Source organism: Luteibacter anthropi (assembly GCF_023699965.1).
GTDB lineage: Bacteria > Pseudomonadota > Gammaproteobacteria > Xanthomonadales > Rhodanobacteraceae > Luteibacter > Luteibacter anthropi.
Genome location: NZ_CP077072.1, coordinates 1,026,916 through 1,042,619, shown reverse-complemented (window position 1 = coordinate 1,042,619; position 15,704 = coordinate 1,026,916). Strand labels below are relative to the sequence as shown.

The 15,704-nt window shown below is 64.5% G+C and carries 12 protein-coding genes; 5 read left to right on the top strand and 7 right to left on the bottom strand.

Annotated features, from left to right (window positions below; genetic code table 11):
- Nucleotides 1–85 precede the first annotated feature (85 nt).
- The gene (locus tag KR767_RS04830; protein ID WP_250878298.1) at nt 86–1,429 is read right to left on the bottom strand and encodes a S41 family peptidase; all 1,344 of its coding nucleotides are present in this window, start codon (nt 1,427–1,429) and stop codon (nt 86–88) included.
- 14 nt (nt 1,430–1,443) lie between these two features.
- Nucleotides 1,444–2,613, bottom strand: coding sequence for a murein hydrolase activator EnvC family protein (locus KR767_RS04825; protein ID WP_250878297.1), 1,170 nt, complete (start codon nt 2,611–2,613; stop codon nt 1,444–1,446).
- 343 nt (nt 2,614–2,956) lie between these two features.
- On the opposite strand from KR767_RS04825, the gene gltB reads away from it, so the two are divergent.
- From gltB to KR767_RS04805, 4 genes are all read left to right on the top strand, one after another.
- Nucleotides 2,957–7,408 (top strand): glutamate synthase large subunit, encoded by a 4,452-nt coding sequence (gene gltB / locus KR767_RS04820; protein ID WP_250878296.1) that lies wholly within the window; start codon nt 2,957–2,959, stop codon nt 7,406–7,408.
- On the top strand, nt 7,405–8,841 hold the full coding sequence (locus KR767_RS04815; RefSeq protein ID WP_250878295.1) for an FAD-dependent oxidoreductase: 1,437 nt from the start codon (nt 7,405–7,407) through the stop codon (nt 8,839–8,841). Before gltB ends, KR767_RS04815 begins: the two co-directional genes overlap by 4 nt.
- 478 nt (nt 8,842–9,319) lie before the next feature.
- Entirely contained in the window at nt 9,320–10,084 is a 765-nt protein-coding gene (locus KR767_RS04810; protein WP_250878294.1) for an NRDE family protein, read from the top strand.
- 102 nt (nt 10,085–10,186) lie between these two features.
- Entirely contained in the window at nt 10,187–10,981 is a 795-nt protein-coding gene (locus KR767_RS04805) for an SDR family NAD(P)-dependent oxidoreductase (RefSeq protein ID WP_250878293.1), read from the top strand.
- Nucleotides 10,982–10,984: 3 nt separating this feature from the next.
- On the opposite strand, the gene KR767_RS04800 is transcribed toward KR767_RS04805, so the two are convergent.
- Together KR767_RS04800 and KR767_RS04795 are read right to left on the bottom strand one after the other, a co-directional pair.
- Complete coding sequence (locus KR767_RS04800) at nt 10,985–11,380, bottom strand: YchJ family protein (protein ID WP_250878292.1); 396 nt, start codon at nt 11,378–11,380, stop codon at nt 10,985–10,987.
- Between the two features lie 57 nt (nt 11,381–11,437).
- Nucleotides 11,438–11,968 (bottom strand): lipocalin family protein, encoded by a 531-nt coding sequence (locus tag KR767_RS04795; RefSeq protein ID WP_250878291.1) that lies wholly within the window; start codon nt 11,966–11,968, stop codon nt 11,438–11,440.
- A 96-nt stretch (nt 11,969–12,064) separates the two neighbouring features.
- On the opposite strand from KR767_RS04795, the gene KR767_RS04790 reads away from it, so the two are divergent.
- Complete coding sequence (locus tag KR767_RS04790; protein WP_250878290.1) at nt 12,065–12,436, top strand: hypothetical protein; 372 nt, start codon at nt 12,065–12,067, stop codon at nt 12,434–12,436.
- Nucleotides 12,437–12,592: 156 nt separating this feature from the next.
- On the opposite strand, the gene KR767_RS04785 is transcribed toward KR767_RS04790, so the two are convergent.
- The 3 genes from KR767_RS04785 to KR767_RS04775 all read right to left on the bottom strand — a co-directional run bounded on the left by KR767_RS04785 (nt 12,593) and on the right by KR767_RS04775 (nt 15,565).
- Entirely contained in the window at nt 12,593–13,126 is a 534-nt protein-coding gene (locus tag KR767_RS04785; protein ID WP_250878289.1) for a HutD/Ves family protein, read from the bottom strand.
- Complete coding sequence (gene dinG, locus KR767_RS04780) at nt 13,123–15,219, bottom strand: ATP-dependent DNA helicase DinG (RefSeq protein ID WP_250878288.1); 2,097 nt, start codon at nt 15,217–15,219, stop codon at nt 13,123–13,125. Before dinG ends, KR767_RS04785 begins: the two co-directional genes overlap by 4 nt.
- A gap of 67 nt (nt 15,220–15,286) precedes the next feature.
- Nucleotides 15,287–15,565 carry a DUF2188 domain-containing protein gene (locus KR767_RS04775; protein ID WP_166952116.1) on the bottom strand — a complete coding sequence of 93 codons (279 nt, stop codon included), beginning with the start codon at nt 15,563–15,565 and terminating at the stop codon, nt 15,287–15,289.
- Nucleotides 15,566–15,704: the final 139 nt, after the last annotated feature.

The window sequence follows — 15,704 nt, the reverse complement described above, 5'->3', positions numbered from 1 at the left end:
CGCGCAAGGCGCGCTCCTACAAGGCACCGGCCACCCCAAGCGTAGCCCTGTAGGAGCGCGCCTCGCGCGCGACCAACTTCGCCGGTTACTTCCTGACCAGCGACAACCCCTTCAGCACATTCAACGCCTGCGACAGCGCGTAATCCTCGATGGCCAGCTTGCCATCGTCATCCGAGCCACCCTTGCCGTCATCCTTGCCGGCCTTCTCATTGGCCAGATGATTCGGCAGATCGGCTTCCGACCCGATCAGCGACGGCGCGGTATCTCCCTTGCTCACGGCAAGATCGGCCAGCGCGATATCCGGCTTGATACCTTCGGCCTGGATCGAGGTGCCATTCGGCGTGTAATAACGCGCCGTGGTGATCTTCACCGCGTGATCCTGGTCCAGCGGAAGCACGGTCTGCACCACGCCCTTGCCAAAGGTTCGCCGGCCCATGATGAGGGCGCGATGGTTGTCCTTCAGTGCACCGGAGACGATCTCGGCGGCCGAGGCCGTGCCATTGTCGACAAGCAGAACCATCGGCGCACCGTTCAGCAGGTCGCCCGGATGCGCCTCGAAATTGAGGTTTGCATCGGGCAGGCGGCCCTTGGTGCTCACGATGCCGCCGCTGTCCAGGAAGGTATCGGCCACGCCCACGGCACTGGTCAGCAGGCCACCGGGATTCGAGCGCAGGTCGAGCACCGCGCCCTTCGGCGCGCCGTTCTTCTTGATGTAATCACCGAGCTTTTTTTCCAGATCCGTGGAGGTGTCTTCCTGGAACTGGCTGAGGCGGATGTACACATAGCCCGGGTCGAGCTGGCGCACCTTCACGCTGGTGACGTTGATGCGCTCGCGCACCAATGGCATGTCGATGGGCTTGTCGGATTTCTCGTGCAGGATGGTGAGCGTGATCTTCGACCCCGGATCGCCACGCAGCTTCTTGAATGCTTCGTCGATGTTCTGGCCGTCGATCACCATGCCATCCACCTTGAGGATGATGTCGCCTGGCTTGATGCCCGCGCGCGAGGCCGGCGTGTCGTCGATGGGCGCGACGATCTTCAGCGACCCATCCACCTGCAACACCTCGATGCCCAGGCCGCCGTACTGGCCCGTGGTGTCTTCGTCGAGTTCGGCCAGGCCGTCCTTGTCGAGGTATTCGCTGTGCGGATCGAGGTTCTGCAACATGCCGCTGATGGCGGCCTTCATGATGGTCTTGTTGTCGAGTTTCTCGACATAGGCCTGCTGCACGATGTGGTACACCCGCGTGAAATTGCGGATATCGTCCAGATCGACCGAATCGTCGGCCTCGTTGACGACCTTTGCCGCCGTGGTCGACGACGCTGCGGGGGCATCGGGCTGTTTGAGCGGCTTCTGCTGAGCCTGGGCGGGAAGGGTCGCCACGGCGCCGAAGACCAGCGCGAGGGCGAGGCGAAGGGGGTGCTGACGCATGCCTTTCTCCAGGATCAATGCCGTTTGCCGAGCCAGCCGCGCGCGTCGATGGGCTTGCCACCCTGGCGCAGCTCGAAATACGCGCCGCTGTCGCCGACCGGGGCACTCGCAGTGCCGACGGCTTCGCCGGCTTCCACCATGTCGCCCACGCCGTGCAGCAGCGTTTCGTTGTTGCCGTACATGCTCATGAAGCCGTTGCCGTGGTTCACGATGATCATCATGCCGTAGCCGCGCAGGAAGTTGGCGAAGACGACGCGACCGCGTGCCACCGCCTTCACCTCGCTGCCTCGCGGTGCGACGATGATCACGCCGCTGCCGTACGCGTGCACCGCACCGGAGGCGGGCCAGGGCAGGTTGCCACGAAGGTTGCCCATCGGCGCGGAGGGCGGTGCACCCTTCGGGGCCGGCGCCGGTTCGGCGGCCTTGGCGGCCTCGTCGATCACCTTCTGCAGCTTGGCGACCAGGGCATTCATGTCCTGCTCGTTCTGCTTCAGGGCGGCCATGCGCTGGGCCTGGTCCTTGTATCTGGAGTTCGCTTCGGCCACCAGCTTCTGTTGCTCGCCACGCTGTTTTTCGAGTTCCGCCGCCCGCTTGCTGCGCTCGGCCCGGGTCGCCTCCAGCTTCTGCTGTTCGGCGGTAATGGCGGTTTCGACCTCCTGCAGCTTCGAAAGATCCGCGAGCAATCCCTTGATGCGGTCGACGCGGTTTTCCTGGAAGTAGCGCGAATAGGCCAGGGCACGCGAGATGCGGTTCACATCTTCGTCACCCAGCAGCAATTGCAGGTCGGAGCCGCGGCCAAGGCTATAGGTGGCCCGTAGCAGGTCGCCGAGGGCGCCCTTCTGCTTGTCCAGGCCCCGCTGCATCTCGGCCTTCTGCTGGCCGAGCTGGTCGAGATCGTGCTGGCGCTGGGCCAGCTCGGTGTCGGTGTCGCGCACGGCGCGGGCGGCGGCAGAGACCTGTTCGGCCTGCTTCGCCAGGGCGGCATTGGCGCTGTCGCGGGTGTTGGCCGTTTCCCGCTGTTCCTTTGTGAGCGACTCGATGTCCTTGCGCACGGTGTCCAGTTTCTGCCGGGCCTGGTCCTGCTCGGTCCGGGCCTTGCCATCCTGGGCCGCGAGCGCGGCCGGGAGGGGGGCGAGGGCGAGGGCGGTGGCGAGCAGGGCGGGCAGAAGTCGGATTGGGCGCATGATCCGGATTATGACCCATCCGCCCACTCCCCCTGTAGGAGCGCGCCTTGCGCGCGACCGGGCCGGAACGGTGAGCCGCCCGGTCTGGAACGCTCGCGCGCAAGGCGCGCTCCTGCGCGAGTCACGTGCGTTACGGCAGCCGTCGGCCAGCATGGGCGATCGTTCCGTTTGTAACCATTCCGTTGGATTTTCATATGGACGTCCGAATGCCTTTGACGCAGCGCCGCAATTATGTCTAAAGTGGGGCGCATGCCTATCCGCGTGTACGTGAGGTCGGCCCGTCCTGGGCCGCGGGAACACGTGCGCGCACGACCCAGCACAACCTAATGCCACGAGGAGGCGGATGGTGAAGCAAGGCACTCCGCGCCTCTATGATGAGGCGTTCGAACACGACAGCTGCGGCTTCGGTATCGTCGCGCAGATAGATGGCCACGCCAGTTCAAAACTCGTCGACACCGCGTTCGACGCACTCGCACGTCTGTCGCATCGCGGTGGCGTCAACGCCGACGGCATAAGCGGCGATGGTTGTGGCGTATTGTTCCGCCGTCCGGTGGAATGGTTGCGCGCGCTTGCCGCCGAATCCGGTATCTCCCTGGCTACGCACTTCGCCGCTGGCGTCGTCTTTCTCGATCCGGAAGGAAACGACACGGCTGCGTCCGTTCTTGAAGACGAACTGGCCGCCGTGAACCTGCGTGTGGCCGGCTGGCGCGACGTCGCCGTGGATGGCGACGCCTGCGGTCCGCTCGCGTCGGCTGCCATGCCACGCGTTCGCCAGGTGTTCGTCGATGCACCGGGCGACCTGTCGCCGGAATCCTTCGAGGCCGCACTGTTCCGCGCACGCCGTCGCGCCGAGCTTCGTCTCTCCGACGATCCGCATTTCTATGTAGTCTCGCTGTCAGGCGAAGTGATCGGCTACAAGGCCATGGCCGCACCGGGTCGCCTGCGCGACGTCTACCCCGATCTTCACCACAAGGCGCTTGTCGCCGACGCGGTGGTGTTCCACCAGCGCTTCTCCACCAACACGTCGCCGCAGTGGCGGCTGGCGCAGCCCTTCCGTTTCCTTGCTCACAACGGCGAGATCAACACCATCCGCGCCAACCGGCGCTGGATGCAGGCGCGTGGCTCGGTCATGCGTTCGGACAAGGTCGATCTGTCGGATATCGGTCCGCTGGTGCGGCAGAAAGGCTCGGATTCGGAAAGCCTCGACAACGCGCTCGAAGTGCTGCTCATGGGCGGCATGGATCTCATCACGGCCATGCGTGTGCTCGTGCCGCCGGCTTATGCGGCACGCGAAGATATCGACGAAGACCTCGCGGCTTTCTACGAATACTACGCATTGCATAGCGAGCCCTGGGATGGCCCAGCCGGCCTGGTCATGTGTGACGGGCGCTACGCCGCCTGCACGCTCGATCGCAACGGCCTTCGTCCCGCCCGCTGGGCGCTCTCCGACGACAACCACCTGATCGTTGGTTCCGAGGCGGGTCTGTGGGACGTCCCTTCGTCGCGCATCGTTGCCAAGGGGCGTCTCGCTCCGGGCGAGATGATCGCCGTCGACTTCCGTGAGCATCGCCTTCTGCGCAATGCCGACATCGATGCGATCAACAAGGCGCGTGCACCGTACCGCGACTGGTTGCGCGATGGCGTCACCTACCTCGAATCCGATCTGATCGACCCCAGCCTCGCGGCCGAACCACTGCCGGCCGACGAACTGCGCCGCTACCAGAAGCTCTACGGTCTTTCCCGCGAAGAATGCGAGTCCGTGCTGAAGGTGCTGGCCGAATCCGAAGCCGAAGCCACCGGCTCCATGGGCGACGACACGCCCATGGCTGTGCTTTCACGGCAGATCCGTCCGTTGTTCGACCGCTTCCGCCAGGGTTTTGCGCAGGTCACCAATCCGCCGATCGACCCGTTGCGCGAGCGGCTGGTGATGTCACTGGTCACGCAGATTGGCCAGGAGCGCAACATCTTCGACCTGGGCCCGGAGAACGCGAAGCAGATCCTGCTCAATTCGCCGATCCTTTCCCAGCGCAAGCTTCGCCAGATCCTCGCCAATCCCGATTACGCCGATACGCCGCGTTTCGACCTCATGTACGGCGCGGACGAGACACTGGAACAGGCACTGGCGCGTATATGCGACGACGTGGAGGCCGCCGTGCGCGGTGGCGTGAGGATCGTCTTCCTGAGCGATCGCTACCCGCGCCGTGAGCTGCTGCCCATTCATTCGCTGCTTGCCACGGGTGCCGTGCATGCGCGCCTCGTGGATCGTGGCCTGCGATGTCAATGCAACATCATGGTCGAGACGGCTACGCCGCGCGACCCGCATCACTTCGCCTGCCTGCTCGGCTTCGGCGCCACCGCGATCTATCCCTGGCTCGCCTACCAGAGCCTGTTCGACCTGGGCCGAAGTGGACATATCCGCAATGGCGAAGGCGCCCCGCGTGAAATCGGCCGCAACTACCGTCGCGGCATCCGCAAGGGCCTGCTGAAGATCCTCTCCAAGATGGGCATCTCCACGGTCGCCGGCTATCGCGGCGCCCAGCTCTTCGAGATCGTGGGCCTGTCGAAGGACGTCGTCGACATCTGTTTCCCCGGCACACCGTCGCGCATCGGCGGTTCCACCTTCGCCGACCTCGAACACGAACAACGCCTGCTCGCTGCCGAGGCCTGGGACGAAGCCCAGTCGCTTCGTGCCGGTGGCCTGTACAAGTATGTGCACGGCGGCGAATTCCACATGTACAACCCCGATGTGATCGCCAGCCTCCAGGTGGCGGTGCGCACGGGCGAGTGGAAAGACTACGAAATCTACGCGCACCACGTCGACGCGCGTCCGCCATCGGCATTGCGCGACCTTCTGGTACCGCGCGGCGGCACGTCCATACCGCTCGACGAGGTCGAACCGGTCGAAGACATCCTCAAGCGTTTCGACTCCGCTGGCATGTCGCTCGGCGCGCTGTCGCCGGAAGCCCACGAGGCGCTTGCCATCGCCATGAACCGCCTTGGCGCGCGCAGCAACTCGGGCGAGGGTGGTGAAGACCCTTCGCGCTATGGCACCGACAAGGCCTCGAAGATCAAGCAGGTGGCCTCCGGTCGCTTCGGCGTCACGCCTGCGTATCTCGTCAATGCCGAGGTATTGCAGATCAAGATCGCCCAGGGCGCCAAGCCCGGCGAGGGTGGTCAGCTTCCCGGCCACAAGGTGGATGCGACGATTGCCCGGCTGCGCTATGCCAAGCCCGGCATCGGCCTCATCTCGCCGCCGCCGCACCACGACATCTATTCCATCGAAGATCTCGCCCAGCTGATCCACGACCTCAAGGAAGTGAATCCGCAGGCGCTGGTATCGGTGAAACTCGTTTCCCATGCCGGTGTCGGCACCGTTGCCGCTGGTGTAGTCAAGGCGGGAGCGGATCTCATCACCGTGTCGGGTCACGATGGCGGTACCGGTGCGAGCCCGCTCACCTCCATCAAGTACTCCGGCACGCCATGGGAACTGGGTCTGGCGGAAACGCAGCAGACACTGCGCATCAACGACCTGCGCGGCCGCGTGCGTTTGCAGACCGACGGCGGCCTCAAGACCGGCCTCGACGTGATCAAGGCGGCCATGCTCGGTGCAGAGAGCTTCGGTTTCGGCACCGGTCCGATGGTGGCGCTGGGCTGCAAGTACCTGCGTATCTGCCATCTCAACAACTGCGCCACGGGTGTCGCCACCCAGCATCCGGTGCTGCGCCAGAAGCATTTCCTTGGCCTGCCGGACATGGTGATGAATTATTTCCGCTTCGTCGCGGAAGACGTCCGTCGTCATCTCGCGCGCCTTGGCGTGCGTTCGCTGGCCGAGCTGATCGGTCAGGCACACCAGCTGGAACGTCGCGACGGTGTCACGCCGGTACAGGAGCGCCTTGATCTCACGCCCCTGGTCACCGCTGATGGACTGGGTGAAAAGGTGGACTTCGCGTGCACCTTCGCACGCAATCCCATGCGCGACCCGGCCACGCTTGCCAGCCGTATCTCCGCCGACGCTCGCCAGCCCGTCACCGATGGACTGGGCGGTACCTTCCGCTATCCGGTCACCAACACGGATCGCGCCATCGGTGCCCGCCTGTCTGGTGACGTGGCGCGACGCTGGGGTGATGCAGGCATGTCCGGCAAGCCCCTCAACCTTCATCTCACCGGATCGGCAGGACAGAGCCTGGGTGCGTGGAATGCCGGTGGCGTGCATATCGAGCTGATCGGCGAGGCCAACGACGGCGTGGGCAAGGGCATGGCCGGTGGCCGCATCGTGGTGCGTCCGCCGGAAGATTCGCCCTTCGAAAGCCAGGATGCGTCGATCATCGGCAACACTTGCCTCTATGGCGCCACGGGTGGCGAGCTGTTCGCCGCAGGGCAGGCCGGTGAGCGCTTCGCCGTGCGCAACTCCGGCGCACTGGCCGTGGTGGAAGGCGCCGGTGATCACTGCTGCGAATACATGACTGGCGGCGTGGTTGCCGTGCTGGGACGCACCGGGCTGAACTTCGGTGCGGGCATGACCGGCGGCTTCGCTTACGTGCTCGACTTGGAGCGCAATTTCGTCGATTGCTACAACCACGAGCTTGTCGACATCGTGCGCATTTCGCACGAAGGCATGGAACATTACATGCAGCACCTTCGCCAGCTTATCGCACGCCACGCTGAACTCACCGCAAGTGCATGGGGCCAGCGCGTGCTGGGTGATTTCCGTGGTTTGCTGCAACGCTTCTGGCTGGTCAAGCCCAAGGCCGCCAGCCTCGATGCCCTGGCCGAAGAACTGCGGAGTGCGGCATGAGCGCGAAGGACTTCCGATTCCTCGAAGTACCCCGGCAGACGCCGCGCACCGTTCCGGTGGCCGTGCGCGTGCTCGGCTATGGTGAAATTTCCGGCGATTTCGCCTCCACGGAGGCGGCCCAGCAGTCCGAGCGCTGCATCGATTGCGGCAACCCGTATTGCGAGCATGCCTGTCCGGTCCACAACTACATTCCGAACTGGCTGAAGCTGGTGCAGGACGGTCGCCTCTTCGAGGCCGCCACCTTGATGCACGAGACCAATCCGCTTCCCGAAATCTGCGGCCGCGTCTGTCCGCAGGATCGCCTGTGCGAAGGCTCGTGCACGCTGGAACAGGGCGAATTCGGCGCCGTCACCATCGGAAGCGTGGAGCGCTGGGTGACCGACGAAGCCATCCGCCAGGGCTGGCGCCCCGATCTTTCCCGCGTGAAGGAAACCGGCGCGCGCGTTGCCATCGTGGGTGCCGGTCCGGCAGGGCTTGCCTGTGCCGATCGCCTGCGCCGCGCGGGTATCGCCGCCGATGTCTTCGACCGACAGCATGAAATCGGTGGCCTGCTCACCTTCGGCATTCCGCCCTTCAAGCTCGACAAGCACGTCGTCAAGACACGCCGCATGGTGCTCGAAGGCATGGGCGTGCGTTTCCACCTGGGCGTGGAGATCGGGCACGACATCGAATTCGACGAGTTGCTGGCCGATTACGACGCCGTGTTCGTCGGCACCGGGGCCTATACCTATGTCGATGGGCAGCTCGAAGGCCGCGAACTGGGTGGCGTGCACGATGCGCTGCCCTTCCTCATCGCCAACACCGAGCGACTGCTGCGCGACGAGGCACCTGCACCGGAATACGATCTGGCCGGCAAGCATGTCGTGGTGCTCGGTGGTGGCGACACGGGCATGGACTGCAACCGCACGGCGATCCGCCTCGGTGCGGCTTCCGTGACCTGCGTTTATCGTCGCGATGAACCGAGCATGCCGGGTTCGCGCCGCGAAGTCGGTTACAGCCGTGAGGAAGGCGTGCGTTTCCTCTTCCAGCGCCAGCCCATGTCACTGGTGGGCGATAACGGCCGGATCAAAGCGGTGCGTGTCGTCGAGACGCAGCTGGTCGATGAGGGTGACGGCCGTCCGCGCCCGCGCAATGTCGAAGGCAGCGAAACCGACCTGCGCGCCGATGTTGTGATCCAGGCCTTCGGTTTCCAGCCAAGCCCGCCGTCGTGGTGCGATGCCTTCGGTATCGCCCGTGATCGCAGCGGCCGCATCGTGACCGGCGCCGAGGGAAACCTTCCGCACCAGACGAGTCACCCGCAGGTTTTTGCCGGTGGCGATAACGTGCGCGGTGCAGACCTCGTGGTGCGCGCAGTTTACGATGGCCGCGAAGCCGCCTCGTCGATCGCACGCATGCTCGCAGCAAAAAAACACGACGCCACGGTAGCCGCCTGACGTCGGTTACCCCTCACGTCGTTCCAGCGAACGCTGGAACCCAGCGCCCCGGTTCACCAGTAAACATAGCCACGCGACATCGGCTTGTGTGCAGGTAACCCTCTCGCAAACCCCGGCTACACCGCACTGGATCCCTGCTTTCGCAGGGACGACGTGAGGGATAGGTAGGGAATCGCCATCTTGCAGTCATTCCAGCGAATGCTGGAACCCAGCGCCCCGGTTCACCAGTAAACATAGCCACGCTACATCGGCTTGTGTGCAGGTAACCCTCTCGCAAACACCGGCTGCACCGCACTGGATCCCTGCTTTCGCAGGGACGACGTGAGGGACAGGTAGGGAATCGCCATCTTGCAGTCGTCCCAGCGAACGCAGGAACCCCGCACCGGCGGTCCACCAACCCGCCGAAAGCGTTCATTCGCCTGCCGCAAGCCGAAGGCGCACAATAGGACGATGCCCCCACACAAGGCCTCACCGCCCTATGTGCCTCATCGCCTTCGCCTGGCGCGTGCACCCGCGCTGGCGTCTCGTTCTCGTCGGCAATCGCGACGAATTCCACACCCGTCCTACCGCACCGCTGGCCTCCTGGGACGAAGCACCCGAAGTCCATGCCGGGCGCGACCTTGAAGCCGGTGGCACCTGGGCCGGTCTCGCGGCGCATGGTCGGGTAGGCGTCATCACCAACGTACGCGACCTGACGGCTGACCACAGCGGCCTGTCCCGTGGCCTGCTGGTAGCTGACTACCTCAGCTCCAACGTCTCAGCGGCCACCCATGCCGGCGAACTGCTCGCCACGGCCAAAGACTATCGTCCGTTCAACCTGCTCACCTTCGACCAGGACCATGCCTACTACCTGGGCAATCACCCTGAAGCCAGGCAGCAGGAAGTCATGCCCGGCGTCCACGGCCTTTCCAACGCCGACTTCAACGCGCCCTGGCCCAAGACCCGGGCACTCGTTGGCAAGCTGGAACACTGGGTAAGAAGCGCAGACGAAAGCATCGACACTCTGTTCGACATGGTGTCCGACCAGGGCCGCTGGGCCGACGATCTCCTGCCCGATACCGGCATCGGCATCGAGCGTGAGCGCTTCCTTTCCAGCGCCTTCATCGTTGGCGAACACTATGGAACCCGCGCCAGCACCGTGATCCTGGTGGATTACGACGATGCCGCCACGATCATCGAACGCCGGTTCGGACCTAACGGTATCCCTGAAGGCGAAACCCGCTTCGACCTGGCCGCCATCTGATCTTTCGCCTTAGGGCGAAAGTCTTTTGCCTGAGCGACGATTGATCGCGAGGACCGGTGCCCCGACGATGAGGGAATCACTTTCCCTTCCGGAGTAACTCCCATGAACATCGACCTCAGCAAGCGCAGCGCCATCGTCACAGGCTCCACGGCCGGCATCGGCCTTGCCATCGCCAAGGGGCTGGCCGCTGCTGGCGCCAGCGTGGTCATCACCGGCCGCACCCAGGCCCGCGTGGATACCGCCATCGCCGAGATCCGCAAGGATGTGCCGGAAGCAAAGCTATCCGGCGTGGCCGCCGACCTCGGCACGGCCGAAGGCGCCACAGCCCTTATCAAGGCCGTTCCGCAGACCGATATCCTGGTGAACAACCTCGGCATCTTCGAGCCCAAGGGTTTCTTCGACATCGAAGACGCCGAGTGGACGCGCTTCTTCGAAGTAAACGTCAACTCCGGCATCCGCCTCTCGCGTCACTACGCACAAGGCATGAAGGATCGCGGCTGGGGCCGCATCCAGTTCATTTCCAGCGAATCGGCCTTGCAGATCCCGACGGAGATGATCCACTACGGCATGACCAAGACGGCGCAGCTTGCCGTGGCGCGTGGGCTGGCTGAAACCCTCGCAGGTACTGGCGTCACGGTGAATTCCGTACTGCCCGGCCCGACGCTTTCCGAAGGCGTGAGCGAGTTCTTCGGCAAGATCGCAAAGGAACAGGGCAAGACGCAAAACGAAGTGGAGAAGGATTTCATCCAGACCCACCGTCCGACATCGATCATCCAGCGCCTGCTGTCGGTCGACGAAGTCGCCAATGCGTCGGTGTACCTCGCATCGGAACAGGCCTCCGGCACCACCGGTACGGCGATGCGTGTGGACGGCGGTGTCGCACGCCAGGTGTTCTGACCCTCAGCTCACCACGCCATCAATGTAATACCAGCGCCCATCCTCACGCACGAAACGACTGACTTCGTGCATGCGGTGGGCGCTGCCACCCCCGATGCGCATCCGCGCCACGAACTCCACGACGGCTGTTTCCGCCGTGGGGTTTTCGTGGCGTTTTACCGTGAGGCCGAGCCATGCGGGCTGGGGTGACTGGTCGGCCAGTCCGAGCGAAGCCGGGCGCGTGCTGATGTGCCAGGTGGCCAGCAGGTAGTTCTCCAGCCCGAGGACATAGGCGCTGTAGCGTGAGCGCATCAAGGCCTCGGCCGTGGGTGCAGGCTCGCCGGCATGCCAGCGGCCACAGCAGGCCGTGATGGTTTTGCCGCTGCCGCAAGGGCAGGGAAGTGATCGATCGGCAGCCATGAAGCACTCACTTTCGAAAGCTCATGATCCTATCGCAGTGCCCGAATATCTTCCCGGTTATTCCTGCCCGGCAGCGACGATCAGCGTGCTCAGGTTGTATCCCATGGCAAGCGCTTTCTCCTTGAGCGATTCAAAGACTTCGGGTGACAGGGTCGGCATCCGGGACAGTATCCAGAGGTACTTGCGCCCCGGCTGTCCTACCATCGCCCATTGATAGTCTTCATCCAGCGCAAGAACCCAGTAATCGGCCCATACCATGGGAAGCCAGCGTAACCAGAGCGGAGCGAAGCTCACTTCCAGCTTGCCGCGCGAGAATGGTTCCGGCCGACGCGCCACCCCTTGTGCAACCAGCGGGCCTTCGCTGGAATCGCAACGATTTTCCACGGCGACGGTTTCGTCCGGGCGCGGTGTATAGGTCGCCGTGACGGCGCCCGTGCACTTGCGCTGGAAATACATCGGCAGGCGGGCGATTTCGTGCCAGGTGCCGGCGTAGCGCTCCAGGTCCAGATGGGCCACGGCGGTCACGGGCGCGCTGGCGACGGGACCGCTGGTCATGGCGTGAAGCAGGGAAAAATGAACGTCGCGCATGGCTGGATTCCTGTCGGGCGACCCCCTACGATGCGGCTCAGGCGTGAACCTCGTTTGAATCGCCATCGTTTTCGTGCCGGGGAGGGCATCGGACACATGCAGCGAAACGATCCTCACGGGCTGGTCGGCAGGCTGCGCGAGCGCCTCACGACTCGACCCAGCGTGCGCTTTGACGGTGTGGAGCAGACCATCGTTCACGTGAACGGACCGCTAAGCGTGCGGCATGTGGCCGTGTCCACAGTGCGTCGCGTGGAGGCAGGAAACCGGGATGATGCGTCTTACGACACCGTGTTCCTGTTCTTCCATCTGGATGACGGGGATGTGCTGGTGGTGGCGGAGACGGACAAGGGTTTTGCGATGCTTATTCTGGATCTGCGCGAGCGATTTCCGGGCGTGGAGCGCTGGCAGGATGCCGTGCCGTCGGTACCCTACCAGCTCACGTCGATAGACCTCTGGCACCGCCCCTGACGCGCGACCGGTTATCGCGACAACCCGGCCACCACCTTGTAGGAGCGCGCCTTGCGCGCGACCGGTTATCGCGACAACCCGACACATCACCTTGTAGGAGCGCGCCTTGCGCGCGACCAGGGTTTCGCGATAACCGGTCGCGCGCAAGGCGCGCTCCTACAGGGTCAGGGTGACGACGAGGGCTGTGGCATCCGCGCTCAGTTGGAGCGATGTCGCTTCGAACACGGTATCGCCGGCAACCACGGGCTCACCGTCAGCCGTGCCGTGCCCGCTGCTCAGGTACACCAGTGTTGCACGGCTCACGTCGGCCTCACCGCGCAGGGCTCGCACCTCGCCACGCGCTTTCCCCCGTCGCACCATCAGATTGAAATCCCGCGTGGCACCACCGGCCAGCCGCACTTCGACCTTTGCCTCACCAGCAAACGAAAACGGCTCGCAAGGCACGGTCAGCGCATGCTCCCGCTCGCCATCCAGTGTCATCGTGAAACCATCGCCTTCCAGCAGGACAATGGTGCGATCGATGCCGGGAAACGTAGAGAACGGCGATGCTGTATCCACGTCGGCGATGCTCACCCGCCACAGGAAATCATCCATGCCAGCACCTTCCGGGATCACTGCGATCTCGCGCGTGATGCCCAGGCCGTTCTTCCACGGCACGGCCTTCAGTTCGTCGAAACGGATGATCTTCATGCAACGCGCTCGATATCTCGTGCGAAGGGAGGAAGGGCCCGTAGCATGCCGGTGCCGTAGCGCTTGGTGACCACGCGACGGTCCAGCAGCACGATGCGGCCCGTATCGGTCTCGGTGCGGATCAGGCGGCCGCAGTACTGCGTGAGGATGCGCGTGGCATCCGGCACGCTGACCTCGATGAATGGATTGCGCCCACGCGATTCCAGCCATTCGGCATAAGTGGCACCTACGGGGTCGGTCGGCACGGCGAAGGGTAGTTGAGTGACCACCACCGTTTCGCAGAGCTTGCCGGGAAGGTCGAGGCCTTCGCCGAACGAAGCCAGGCCGAACAGCGTGCTGCCCTTGCCGGCCTCGATATCGGCGCAATGCTCGGCGATGAGCTGGGCCTTCGACAGAGAGCCTTGCGCACGAACCTTGCGCACGTATTCGATGGGCAGGATCTGCAACACGCGGTCAAGCTTGGCGCGCGAGGTGAACAGCACGAGGTTGCCGCTGTCCCAATCCAGGTGCTTTGCCAGCCATTCGGAGACTTCGCGCGCGTGCCCTTCACGGTCGTCCGGCAGGGTGCGCAGGGCCGGTACGGCGAGCGTGGCCTGTTTTTCCAGGTCGAACGGCGAGGGCAGGCTGATCGTCACGGCTTCGTTGGGCAGGCCGACCGAATCGGCGAAGCCACGGAAATTGCCACCGGCACTCAATGTTGCCGAGGTCATCACCACGGCCGATGCGTTGTCCCACAGCACGTTGCGCAGCAGCCCGCCCGCCGACACGGCGGAGGCGTGGCAGACCAGCTGCTGCTCCGGTGTCATGCTCACCCAACGTGCAAGCGGCGGCCCGTTTTCGCTATCGTCGGTAGACCACGCATACCAGGTGCGCACCTGGCGCTCCAGGCGCTCCAGCGCCACGCCAAGCTCGCGCGACAGCGCCTCCTGCGTGGGGCCTCCCGCTTCCATTTCCACTACGGTGCGGCGCACGGTACGGATCCAGCGCTGGATGTCGCGGGTGAGCAGATGCAGGTGCTCCGCATGCATCTTCCAGTTGTCGGGCAACTGGCCCAGCGATGCGCGGAACACCGGCTCGGTTTCACTGGACGAGGGTGTCCAGCCCATCCGTATCTCGCGCTCGATCTCTTCCAGCGCACCGGACAGCTCCAGTATTTTCGCGTCCCCGGCTTCCAGCGAGAGGTTGCCGATGCTCTCCTTGTCGGTGAGCGAATACGCGCCGTGGATCTGGTTCTGCAGGCGGCCCATGCGGCGCATGGTCGTGGCCAGGTGGACGTCGGCGGCACCACGGTCGATAGCCTTCGAGGGCACGTGGTGCGCCTCGTCGAAGATGTAGAGCGTGTCCTCCGGCTTGGGCAGGATGACGCCGCCGAAGGTATCTTCGTCGCGCGGCATGGTGAGGTCGGCGAGCACGAGATCCTGGTTGGCTACCACGATGTCGGCCTCGCCGATGGCGCGTCGTGCCACGAAGAAGGGACATACGGCGAACGAACCGCACTTGCGCCCCGTGCAGCCGCCGGCGCTGGTGGTCACCATGCCGCGCACCAGGTCGGACAGCGGCTCGGGGCTGGTGTCGATGTCGCCGTTCCAGGTCTTCGCCTCGAAGGCCTTGCCAAGAATCTCGATGGCCTTGGTATCGCGCTCGGCGGGCGGCCGCGACCACAGGGCGAGGTCGGCATCGAAATCGAAACCGGTCTGCGCCGCAGGTTCCGCGCCAGCCATACGCAGGTTGCGCGGGCAAAGATAGCGCGCACGTCCCTTGGCGAGGGCGATCTTCGCCTGCATGCCGCACAACGTGAGGTATTGCGGGATATCGCGCTGGACGAGCTGTTCCTGCAAGGCCACGGTAGCCGTGGCGATCACCAGCTTTTTCTTCTGCGCACGCGCCACTTCCAGGCCGGCGATGAGATACGCCATGGATTTGCCGGTGCCGGTGGGCGCCTCGATCACGGCGGCACCCGTGGGCTCGGCGAGGGCCTTGGCGACCTCGGCAATCATCTTCAGCTGCGACGAACGCCCACGAAAACCCGTGAGTCCGTCCTTCAGCCGCGCATAGGCGGCGCGGATCGCGGCTTTGGTGTCGTCAGTGAGCATCAGGCAGGCAGAAAGCGGTAGAGGTAACCTTGCAAGGTTACCTTATCGCCGTCTCTGCCCGTGGCATTCACGCGTGGCGATGGATGCCGTTGCGCGGCATGACGCCGCCGACGAGGCCCGCGACGACGAAGGTGTGCTCTTCCCAGGAGCCGTCCGCCTGCTGCACGTGGATCTCCACGGGGCGGCCGAGATGATCGGACAGGCCGGGCGCCATCTGCTCGGCGGCGGCGATGGCCATGGCCTGCGTGGCATAGCGGCCGAGGGGACGGGCGGCACGGCGGACGATCCACGGTCCCTGTGTCGATTCGCTGTACGGAATGAACAGTTGGGCGGAACTCGAAGCCATGGGACCCTCGCTGACGTGGAGTGGGCCTGACAAGGAAGGCCGCTTGCGCGGCCCCTGGTCAACATCCTGCTCCCGAGGGGCTAAAAAACCTGTTAATCGTTGTTTTTCATTGGGTTGGCATTCACCTGTCCCCCGTCGG

Coding starts and splice junctions, on each gene's coding strand:
- KR767_RS04830 (WP_250878298.1), bottom strand. CDS start 1,429: ATGCGTCAGCACCCCCTTCGCCTCGCCCTCGCGCTGGTCTTCGGCGCC.
- KR767_RS04825 (WP_250878297.1), bottom strand. CDS start 2,613: ATGCGCCCAATCCGACTTCTGCCCGCCCTGCTCGCCACCGCCCTCGCC.
- gltB (WP_250878296.1), top strand. CDS start 2,957: ATGGTGAAGCAAGGCACTCCGCGCCTCTATGATGAGGCGTTCGAACAC.
- KR767_RS04815 (WP_250878295.1), top strand. CDS start 7,405: ATGAGCGCGAAGGACTTCCGATTCCTCGAAGTACCCCGGCAGACGCCG.
- KR767_RS04810 (WP_250878294.1), top strand. CDS start 9,320: ATGTGCCTCATCGCCTTCGCCTGGCGCGTGCACCCGCGCTGGCGTCTC.
- KR767_RS04805 (WP_250878293.1), top strand. CDS start 10,187: ATGAACATCGACCTCAGCAAGCGCAGCGCCATCGTCACAGGCTCCACG.
- KR767_RS04800 (WP_250878292.1), bottom strand. CDS start 11,380: ATGGCTGCCGATCGATCACTTCCCTGCCCTTGCGGCAGCGGCAAAACC.
- KR767_RS04795 (WP_250878291.1), bottom strand. CDS start 11,968: ATGCGCGACGTTCATTTTTCCCTGCTTCACGCCATGACCAGCGGTCCC.
- KR767_RS04790 (WP_250878290.1), top strand. CDS start 12,065: ATGCAGCGAAACGATCCTCACGGGCTGGTCGGCAGGCTGCGCGAGCGC.
- KR767_RS04785 (WP_250878289.1), bottom strand. CDS start 13,126: ATGAAGATCATCCGTTTCGACGAACTGAAGGCCGTGCCGTGGAAGAAC.
- dinG (WP_250878288.1), bottom strand. CDS start 15,219: ATGCTCACTGACGACACCAAAGCCGCGATCCGCGCCGCCTATGCGCGG.
- KR767_RS04775 (WP_166952116.1), bottom strand. CDS start 15,565: ATGGCTTCGAGTTCCGCCCAACTGTTCATTCCGTACAGCGAATCGACA.